Source organism: Dactylosporangium sp. NPDC051541 (genome assembly GCF_044454505.1).
Lineage (GTDB): Bacteria > Actinomycetota > Actinomycetes > Mycobacteriales > Micromonosporaceae > Dactylosporangium.
Window position 1 is genome coordinate 1 of the sequence record NZ_JBITDU010000060.1, and the last position, 1,110, is coordinate 1,110.

Annotated in this window: 1 protein-coding gene; it reads right to left on the minus strand. The window is 69.1% G+C overall.

Annotated elements, in window-relative coordinates:
* Window positions 1-19: 19 nt before the first annotated feature.
* Window positions 20-1,110, minus strand: a 1,091-nt coding sequence (locus ACIA8L_RS56370; protein WP_395918545.1) for an IS110 family transposase, incomplete at its 5' end; no start/stop codon positions are given.

Consider the following 1,110-nt stretch of genomic DNA (forward strand, 5'->3'; position numbering starts at 1 on the left):
CATCTGGCGCCCCTCTTTGTCAAGCGGCGGCGGTGTTTGGTGTTCTAGGGTGGTGGTCGGCGGGTCCGGGAAGTGACTGTTCCGAAGAGTTGACCTCGGGGTTTGGGTCAGCCGCGCTGGATTGCAGAGTCGCCCCCGGTTGTCCTCCCGGGCCCGTCTCCAGCTGCTGGATATCGTGGAGCATGCGCCGGTAGATGACGTCGGACAGCCGCCGCTTCAGCGCTCGGATGGCTTCCATCGCGGTTTTGCCTTCGGCGAGGCGGCGGCGGTAGTAGGCGCGGCCGGGGGTGTCGTGGCGGAGTTGGACGATGGCCATGATGTGCAGGACGCGGTTGATGCGCCGGTTCCCGGCCCGGGACAGGCGGTGGCGTTGCTGGTCGCTGGAGGAGGCGTCCAGGGGTGCGGTGCCGTTCCAGGACGCGAAGTGCCCGCGGCTGGTGAAGCGGCGGATGTCGCCGATGTCGCCGATGAGGCGGGCTGCGCCGGACGGTCCGATGCCGTTGAGTTCGAGCAGGCTGCTGCCGCTGTGGTTGACCAGGTCGGTCAGTTCCTGCTTCGCTGCTTTGATCTTCTTGTCGACCTGGACGAGCTCGCCGATGAGTTCGGACGCCAGCCGGCGGCGGGTCCGTCCGACGAGGTCACGCGGGCGGATGGTGGCCAGCAGTGCACGGGCCTGATCGGCGGATAGGAAGGTCTTGGCCCCGCCGGGCAGCAGTTCCAGCAGCAGCTTGTGGATGCGGTTGACCAGGTCGGTGCGGGCCCGGCCGAGTTCGTCGCGGCGGTCGACGAGCAGCCGCAGCACCACCGTGTCGTCATCGGCGACAACATGCCGCAATCCCTTGGTGCGTAACGCTGCGACGGCCACGCTGTGCGCGTCGACCGGGTCGGTCTTGCGGCCGTTGCCGGTGGCGAACACCCGGGCCCGGGCCGACAGTTTCGGGGGCACGTCCACCACGGTCTCGCCGTCGGCGACCAGCCGTTGCGCGATGTGCCGGCCGATGCCGTTGCAACCTTCCACCGCCCAAATCCGGTCCGGGTGACGCCGGCCGAGGGCGAGCATCGCTCGGTAGCCGTCCCGGTCGGTGCCGAACCGGTCACCCGCCAGGATCG